Below are 7,270 nucleotides of genomic sequence, written 5' to 3'. Positions count from 1 at the left end.
CCCCGCCCGCCCCCCCCCCCCCCCCCCGCCGGGGGGGGGGGGGGGGCCGGGGCCCCCTGGGGCACCCGACGGGCGCGGGGGGCACCCCGGGCGGGCGCGGGGCCGTTCTACCGGCAGGCAGCCACTACCATCGGCCAGCATCGGCGGGCGCCTGCCCGACCCACAGGCCAGGGAGCGAAACGTGCTGATCACCCACGACACCCGGTGCGCCCTCGACACCGTGGTGGATCTGGTGAACACCGTGCCGGAGGACGACGCGACGACGGACGGACTGCCGGATGTCGCCGCCCTCCGGGATTTCGTGCGAACGCACAAAATCAGCGATGTCGGGGTCCTGTCGGAGTTCGATCTGTCGGCGGTGCGCAAGATCCGCGGGCGGTTCGCGGGCATCTTCGCGGCCCCTGACGCCCGGTCCGCGGCCGGGTTGATCAACGAGCTGGTCGCCGCCGCGGGCACGACCCCGCGGCTCACCGATCACGACGGCTACGACTGGCACGTGCACTACTTCGCGCCCGGCGCCTCCGTGGCCGACCACCTCGCGGCCGACTGCGGGATGGCGCTGGCCTTCTTCGTGGTCGCCGGGGAGCAGGAGCGGCTGCGGCGCTGCGAGGCCCCCGACTGCCGGCGTGCCTTCGTCGATCTCTCCCGGAACCGCTCGCGCCGCTACTGCGACAGCCGTACCTGTGGAAACCGGCTGCATGTGGCCGCGTACCGGGCCCGGCGCAAGGAGGCGGCCGGCTGATTGCCGGGGGCGGTCCCACTCGATGCCGACACCCGTCCCGGCGGGTGGCGCCGGGAGGGGTGTGTACGGCTCAAAGCCACAGCAGGTCGTGCAGCGCGGCCATGAGGAGCAGACACCCGATCACCGCAAGGAAGATCATCAGCGGTGGCTGGGAAAGGGCGAAGAGGCATCCGCGCGGCTCGTCCTTCGGCGGCGCGGCGTCGCTCTGTGTCGTGTCCAGCATCTCGCGGGCGATGATGACGCAGGGAGCACCTTCCGCGCGATCAACACGCCCGTTGGATGCGGGAGTTCGCCGAATTCCGTGATGTCCGGTTCGGTTCGGGTCAGGCCATGATCATTTCCGGCCGTGGTGCCGACGCACTGTGTCGTTTCAGTCCGTCGCGCGACTTGTCATATGCCGTGCTTCTTGAGGATGGCCTCGATGTCGCTGAAGTCGTCCGCGGAGTCGGATCCACGGGAGGCGGTCGTGGGTCGGCCCGTGGGCCGGGTCGCCGGGCCGAGGGAGGGCGCGGAGGCCGCCGGGGCCGCCGCGTCCCGCTGCGCGCTGCGGGCCGCCCTGCGCTCCGCGCGGGTGCCGCCGCGCCGGCGTTCGACGACGCGCGTGGTCGAGAAGAGGACCCAGGCCAGGCCCAGCACACCGAAGCCCGCCCACGCCGTGGGGCTGAGCGCGGTGTCGGCCAGCCAGCCGACCACACCCGTCATCACCAGGCCGACGGGAACGAGCGAGTAGGCCGCGATGCGGGCGGCCGCCAGGAAACGCCTGCGGTAGGCGGTGACCGCCGCGATGCCCAGGCCGGCCGCGGACACGGCGGAACAGACGGTCTCGGCAATCATCCGGTCCTCCTGGCGTGCTCGGTCGGGCGGGACGCGGCGCGGCGCGCGCTTCGTCCCTTTCCATCCTGCACCGCCCCGTACCCGTGATGCCATGGTCCGTCCCGACATCAGGGACATCTCCGGGTCGCCTCCTCCCCAGGTGCCGGTCACCGGCGCACGGTCCCGATTCGGTCCCGGGAGCGGTGCCTGGGAGACTGGGCCCATGAGCGACTCCTCCCCCGCACGCACCGGCCCCGTTCCCGTTCTCGAGGTGTGGTGCGAGCTCCAGTGCCCTGACTGCCGCACCGCCCTGGACGACCTCCGCGCACTGCGTGCCCGCTACGGCGACCGGCTGGAGCTGCGGCTGCGGCACTTCCCGCTGGAGAAGCACAAGCACGCCTTCGCCGCCGCGCAGGCCGCCGAGGAGGCACTGGAGCAGGGGAAGGGCTGGCCGTACGTGGAGGCCGTACTGGGCCGGGTCGAGGAGCTGGACCGTGGGGGCGAGAGCTTCCTGGTCGAGGTCGCCGGTGAACTCGGCCTGGACGCCGAGGAGTTCGACACCGCGCTGATCGACGGCCGGCACATCCTGATCGTGGACGCCGACCAGGCCGAGGGGAAGGCGATCGGTGTGACGGGCACCCCGACGTACGTCATCGGCGGCGAACGCCTCGACGGCGGCAAGAGCCAGGAGGGGCTGCGCGAGCGCATCGAGGAGATCGCCGACCGGCTGCTGGCCGCGCAGGCCTGACCTCAGAGCAGGTTCTTGTACATCGTGTAGGACGTCGGCGCGTATCCCAGCGACTCGTAGAGCCGCTCGGCCGGGGTGCTGCCCGCGAAGACGTTGAGGCCCAGGACGCGTTTCCCGGCGGTGATCGCCTGGGCCTCCGCGAGGAGCATCAGGGAGCGCCCGTGTCCCCGTCCGCGGGCGTGCTCGGCGGTCTCCACGTCCAGGACGAACGCCGTCTCCCCGGCGAGCGACAGCCACAGGGTCCCGACCCTGTCTCCCTCGTGCTCCAGCACGCTGATCAGCATGTTCCCGGTCGCGAGCCCCTCGGGCAGCTCCGTCGCGTGGTCCCGTTCGGACTTGGCCCGCGCCTCGCCCTCGGGCACGCCACGGTCGATCCAGCTCTGCGCGTAGTCGACGAGCGCGTGCTCCAGCCAAGGCCCGTACTCCGCCTCGGTCATGGGCCGGCCCCGGCTGCCCGCCGGCAGTGCGGGCGGTGTGTCGTGGAGCGGCTTCTCCATGCCGCGGTTGCGGTGGACGTACCCGAGCGCCGTGGCGAGCCGCAGCGCGCCCCCGGCCCCGGCGGGCACCAGGATCTCGACGCGCTTGCAGCCCCAGCCGCGCGCCACCTCCTCGGCGGCGAGCGCGGCCACCGCGCCCCGGCCGCGCCCGCGGTCGGGCTCCTCGATGCGCAGATCCTCGATCCGGGCTACGGAGGGCCCGAAGACAGGGTGCGTGGAGAGGTGCACCGCACCGACGGGACGGCTGTTCACGCACACCCGGAAGTGGCGCGACAGCGCCCCGTCGGCGGCACGCTGAAGCGGCTCGGTCGGCCGCAGGGTCGTGGTCATCACGGGTGTTCTACCCGTTCCCGGGGACCGGAGCAGCCCAATATCCGAGGGCTTCGGGGAAGGGCCGGGGCGGTCAGGGGTCGAGGTCGTCCGCGGACCGCTCGTCGAAGATCCGCATCGCCTTGGCCGTCACCGGTCCCGGTGCACCGGGCAGTTCACGGCCGTCGACGCGGTGCACGGCCTGTACGTCCCGGAGCGTGGACGTCAGGAAGACCTCGTCGGCGCGTTCGAGCACGTCCAGCGGCAGGTCCGTCTCCTTGGCGCCGGTCCACTCGACGGTCAGGGCACGGGTGATGCCGGGAAGGCAGCCGGAGGCGATCGGCGGGGTGTGGATCTCGCCGTCGAGGACGACGAAGACGTTGGAGCCCGTGCCCTCGCAGAGCTGCCCGACCGTGTTGGCGAACAGCGCCTCGGAGGCGCCGCTCCGGTGGGCGCGGGCGAGGGCGACGACGTTCTCGGCGTACGAGGTGGTCTTCAGGCCGGTGAGCGCGCCCCGCTCGTTACGGGTCCAGGGGACCGTGATCACGGCGGTGGAATCGGCGCGGCGGCCGGTCTCGCCGAGGGCGACCACCAGGGTCGGGCCGTGCTCACCGCGGTCGGAGCCGAGAGGGCCGTGGCCGCCGGTGTAGGTGATGCGCAGCCGGCCGAGCGGCATCGGGTTGGCCGCCAGGACGGCCTCGCAGGCGCGGCGCACCTCGTCGTGGTCGGGGTCGGGCAGCCCGAGTCCCCGGGCCGAGCGGGTGAGCCGGTCCAGGTGGCGGGTGAGCGCGAACGGCCTGCCGTCGGCCGCCTTCACCGTCTCGAAGATGCCGTCGCCCACGGTCAGCCCGTGGTCGAACACGGAGACACGGGCCGACTCGATGTCCTGCAGCCCGCCGTCCAGCCAGATCTTCACTTGAGAACCCCTCCGCTCTCCTCGTACGTCCCCGACGCTACCGCGAGCAGCCGGGCCGCCTTCAGTTCGGTCTCCCGCCACTCGCCCTCGGGGTCGGATCCCCAGGTGATGCCGGCGCCGGTGCCGAATCTGAGGGCGCCCGCCGCGCGGTCGATCCAGAAGGTACGGATGCCGACGGCCAGCTCGCCGGTGCCCCGGTCGGCGTCGACCCAGCCGATGCCGCCGCAGTACGGGCCGCGGGGCGCCGTCTCCAGGGCCTCGATGATCCGCAGGGCGCTCGACTTGGGCGCGCCGGTGACGGATCCGGGCGGAAAGGCGGCGGCGAGCAGTTCGGGCCAGCCGGCGCCGTCGCGGAGCTCGCCGCGGACGGTCGACACGAGGTGGACCAGGCCGGGGTGCTTCTCCACGGCGCACAGGTCGGGGACGCTCACGCTGCCGGTGGCGCAGACACGCCCGATGTCGTTGCGGACCAGGTCCACGATCATCACGTTCTCGGCGTAGTCCTTCTCCAGGAGGTCCGCCTCGGTGCGTCCGGTGCCCTTGATCGGCCCGGACTCGACGGTCCGGCCGTCGCGGCGCAGGAAGAGCTCTGGCGAGGCCGTGGCGATCTCGACGCCGTGCCCCGGAAGCCGAATCGTTCCTGCATACGGCGCCGGGTTGCCCCTGGCCAGCAGCGCGGTCAGGTCGTCCACGTCGGCGCCGGGCGCGACCGGCGCGGAGAGCACCCGGCAGAGGTTCGCCTGGTAGACCTCGCCGGCCGCGATGTGCTCGCGTATCCGGCGGACGGCCGCCGTGTACGCGGCACGGTCGAGGGAGGACGTCCAGTCGCGGACGGCCGGGCCGTGCCAGCGCCCGGGTACCGGGGCGGGCACCGGCTCCTCGCTTACCTCCGCGAAGCGGGCGCACGTCAGGTGTCCCTCGAAGTCCGCGCAGACGGCCCAGAAACCGGAGGAGTCCAGGGCCGCGGGATCGCTGGTGACGTCCAGAAGGCCGGTGGCGACGCGGTCGCCGAAGCGGGCGAGAGGAGCTAGGTGGAGCACGCAGTCGAGTCTATGGCGGGTGTCGCGAGGGTGGCCCCGGCAGGTCCCGCCGGCGCCCTGGCCACGTCCTCCGGTAGGTGCAGCGCAGCACGCTGCGCAAACGCGTTTTTGTACTGGCCCCGGAATCCGCTAGAGTTCAACACGTCGCCGGGACGCGCAAGCGGACCGAACCGACAGGCGGACGTAGCTCAGTTGGTAGAGCGCAACCTTGCCAAGGTTGAGGTCGCGAGTTCGAGCCTCGTCGTCCGCTCGAAGGAACGAGGGGTCTTCCCGATCCCCTACACTCCTGGTGGAGTGGCCGAGAGGCGAGGCAACGGCCTGCAAAGCCGTCTACACGGGTTCAAATCCCGTCTCCACCTCCAAGGACGATTAGCTCAGCGGGAGAGCGCTTCCCTGACACGGAAGAGGTCACTGGTTCAATCCCAGTATCGTCCACACACCAGAGCCCCCGGCCCTCTCGTACGGCCGGGGGTTCCGTCGTGCCCGGCTCAGCTGGAGAACAGCATGTGGCCGAAGCTCTTGTGGCGGTGGTGACCGCCGTGACCGCCGTAGTGGCCTCCGTGGTGGCCGCCGTGCGGGGCACCCCAGGCCGGGGCGGCCGGGTACGCCTGCGGGGCGGCCGGAGCGGCCGGGTACGCCTGCGGGGCGGCCGGGGGCGGCGGGGCGGGCTTGGACCACTGGGACTCCAGGCGGGTCAGCGCCTCCAGCTCGCCGTAGTCGAGGAAGATGCCGCGGCAGCCGCTGCACTGCTCGATCTGGACGCCGTTGCGGTCATAGGTGTGCATCGGCGCATGGCACTTCGGACACTGCATGGTCGGCTCAACTCCTCGCCGGTCGGTCCTGCTTGGTGTTTCCCCAGGACAGACTCAGTCCGGCCCTGGTCGGTTGCACCTTACTTCGGTATTGCGTGCGAGAACTCGGCTGGTACGGAATCCATTCGGTCACAGGCGTCGACCAGGCACCGCTCCACCTCGTCCAGTTCGCGGCCGGCCGCGAGCGCCTTGGCCAGGAAGAGGGCCGCGGTCTGCACGGTCAGCGCGCGTGCCGGAACGTCCAGGGCCGGCCAGGGATCCCCGTCCGCCGGTACGGCCGGGCCGCCCGTCGCGCGGTACGCGCTCAGGAAACGGGTCCACTCGTCGGGCGGGAGCAGTCCGCAGGCATACCAGGCGGCGGGCCGGGCCAGGTCCCATGCGGGGGCGCCCACGCCCAGGTCGTCGACGTCGATGAGCCGCCAGGGACCGTCCGGGGACGGATGACGGACCAGCTGGCCGAGGTGCAGGTCTCCGTGGCAGACAGTGGTGGCACCGGTCATGGGGGCCTCCGCGCGCGCCCAGGCCGGGAGCGCGGCCCAGGCCCGCAGGATCGGCGGTGCGGCCGGGTGGGGAGCCGGTGCCGCGGCGAGGGCCGCCCGCAGACGGGCGACCGCCCGGGCGGCCTTGGCCGGGCCACGCATGGGGGGCGGGGTGGCCGCCGCGGGGAACAGGGTGGCTGCCATCGGGCCCCGGGGGGCCGGGAACGCGAAGGCCCCGTCGGGAAGGGCGCACGGGGCACCGGGAGTTCGGTCGGTGGGCGCGGGGTCCGCGGCGGGAATCCGGTGCAGGCGGGCCAGGAGACCGGCCGCGGCCTCCCAGGGGGCCGCGTCCGGGTCGTCCGCGCTCACGGGGGTGCCGTACGGCCACAGCGTCACGAGGCGGTCGTGCAGTGCGACCGGGGCCGGGGCCAGCGGGGCCAGCAGGATGTCCGGATGGCGGGTGGCCAGGGCGAGACGGAGGGCCAGCTCTGCGGGGTCGGTGTGCGGGTCGTGGGCCTTGGCGACGGCGCCGGCGTGCCGGACCACGACGGCGTCCGGGCGGTCGGCGAGGGTCATGGCGACATCACAGGCACAGTCGGCTCCACCGCGATGGGCCACGGCCGCGGCCTCGGCGGTCAGCTGCTGCAGTACGTCTGCTGTCACGAGGTCCCCCGGAGGCTCGGATCTGTGGGCGAGCGTACGCGGACCCGACGGACCGGGTCCGGAGAGGTCGGGCCACGGCACCGGGGCCGGGCCATCACCCACTCCCCCGGTATGTCAGGGGTCACTCCCGCCCGGAGCCCACGCGCAGCAGTGGACCGACGCCCGGAGCGGCTGAACCCGGGAACGGCGCTATGGCGGGGGCAGGACCCCGCGCGCGCGGGCGTTGTGTCGGGCGGCCGCCCCCCCCCGCC

Annotated in this window: 9 protein-coding genes and 3 tRNA genes; 5 read left to right on the top strand and 7 right to left on the bottom strand. The window is 73.1% G+C overall.

Features of this window, described 5'->3' with window-relative positions; genetic code table 11:
* Positions 1–181 precede the first annotated feature (181 nt).
* Complete coding sequence (locus ACFW2E_RS37100) at positions 182–742, top strand: CGNR zinc finger domain-containing protein (RefSeq protein ID WP_384473507.1); 561 nt, start codon at positions 182–184, stop codon at positions 740–742.
* Positions 743–812: 70 nt separating this feature from the next.
* Here the strand turns inward: ACFW2E_RS37100 and ACFW2E_RS37095 are convergent, their stop codons facing one another.
* Both ACFW2E_RS37095 and ACFW2E_RS37090 read right to left on the bottom strand, forming a co-directional pair.
* Positions 813–965: a hypothetical protein gene (locus ACFW2E_RS37095; RefSeq protein ID WP_263206696.1), complete on the bottom strand. Its 153-nt coding sequence runs from the start codon at positions 963–965 to the stop codon at positions 813–815.
* Between the two features lie 167 nt (positions 966–1,132).
* Complete coding sequence (locus ACFW2E_RS37090) at positions 1,133–1,576, bottom strand: hypothetical protein (RefSeq protein ID WP_384473504.1); 444 nt, start codon at positions 1,574–1,576, stop codon at positions 1,133–1,135.
* A 202-nt stretch (positions 1,577–1,778) separates the two neighbouring features.
* On the opposite strand from ACFW2E_RS37090, the gene ACFW2E_RS37085 reads away from it, so the two are divergent.
* Positions 1,779–2,303 carry a DsbA family protein gene (locus ACFW2E_RS37085; RefSeq protein ID WP_384473501.1) on the top strand — a complete coding sequence of 175 codons (525 nt, stop codon included), beginning with the start codon at positions 1,779–1,781 and terminating at the stop codon, positions 2,301–2,303.
* 2 nt (positions 2,304–2,305) lie between these two features.
* On the opposite strand, the gene ACFW2E_RS37080 is transcribed toward ACFW2E_RS37085, so the two are convergent.
* The 3 genes from ACFW2E_RS37080 to ACFW2E_RS37070 all read right to left on the bottom strand — a co-directional run bounded on the left by ACFW2E_RS37080 (position 2,306) and on the right by ACFW2E_RS37070 (position 5,065).
* Complete coding sequence (locus ACFW2E_RS37080; RefSeq protein WP_384473499.1) at positions 2,306–3,130, bottom strand: GNAT family N-acetyltransferase; 825 nt, start codon at positions 3,128–3,130, stop codon at positions 2,306–2,308.
* Positions 3,131–3,203: 73 nt separating this feature from the next.
* Entirely contained in the window at positions 3,204–4,025 is an 822-nt protein-coding gene (locus tag ACFW2E_RS37075; RefSeq protein ID WP_384473496.1) for an aminotransferase class IV, read from the bottom strand.
* Positions 4,022–5,065 carry a chorismate-binding protein gene (locus tag ACFW2E_RS37070; protein WP_384473494.1) on the bottom strand — a complete coding sequence of 348 codons (1,044 nt, stop codon included), beginning with the start codon at positions 5,063–5,065 and terminating at the stop codon, positions 4,022–4,024. The genes ACFW2E_RS37075 and ACFW2E_RS37070 overlap by 4 nt, the downstream gene beginning before the upstream one ends.
* A 177-nt stretch (positions 5,066–5,242) precedes the next feature.
* On the opposite strand from ACFW2E_RS37070, the gene ACFW2E_RS37065 reads away from it, so the two are divergent.
* From ACFW2E_RS37065 to ACFW2E_RS37055, 3 genes are all read left to right on the top strand, one after another.
* Positions 5,243–5,315 (top strand) — tRNA-Gly (locus ACFW2E_RS37065).
* Between the two features lie 38 nt (positions 5,316–5,353).
* Positions 5,354–5,427, top strand: a tRNA-Cys gene (locus ACFW2E_RS37060).
* Between the two features lies 1 nt (position 5,428).
* A tRNA-Val gene (locus tag ACFW2E_RS37055) sits at positions 5,429–5,500 on the top strand.
* A gap of 53 nt (positions 5,501–5,553) precedes the next feature.
* Here the strand turns inward: ACFW2E_RS37055 and ACFW2E_RS37050 are convergent.
* Together ACFW2E_RS37050 and ACFW2E_RS37045 are read right to left on the bottom strand one after the other, a co-directional pair.
* Positions 5,554–5,877 carry a zf-TFIIB domain-containing protein gene (locus ACFW2E_RS37050; protein WP_384473491.1) on the bottom strand — a complete coding sequence of 108 codons (324 nt, stop codon included), beginning with the start codon at positions 5,875–5,877 and terminating at the stop codon, positions 5,554–5,556.
* An 80-nt stretch (positions 5,878–5,957) separates the two neighbouring features.
* Positions 5,958–7,019, bottom strand: a complete 1,062-nt coding sequence (locus ACFW2E_RS37045) for a phosphotransferase (RefSeq protein ID WP_384473488.1) — start codon at positions 7,017–7,019, stop codon at positions 5,958–5,960.
* Positions 7,020–7,270: the final 251 nt, after the last annotated feature.

The organism is Streptomyces sp. NPDC058964, from assembly GCF_042741275.1.
In the GTDB taxonomy this organism is placed as follows: Bacteria; Actinomycetota; Actinomycetes; order Streptomycetales; family Streptomycetaceae; genus Streptomyces.
The sequence above is the reverse complement of the archived record's forward strand: the minus strand, read 5'-3'. Positions and strand labels throughout refer to the sequence as shown.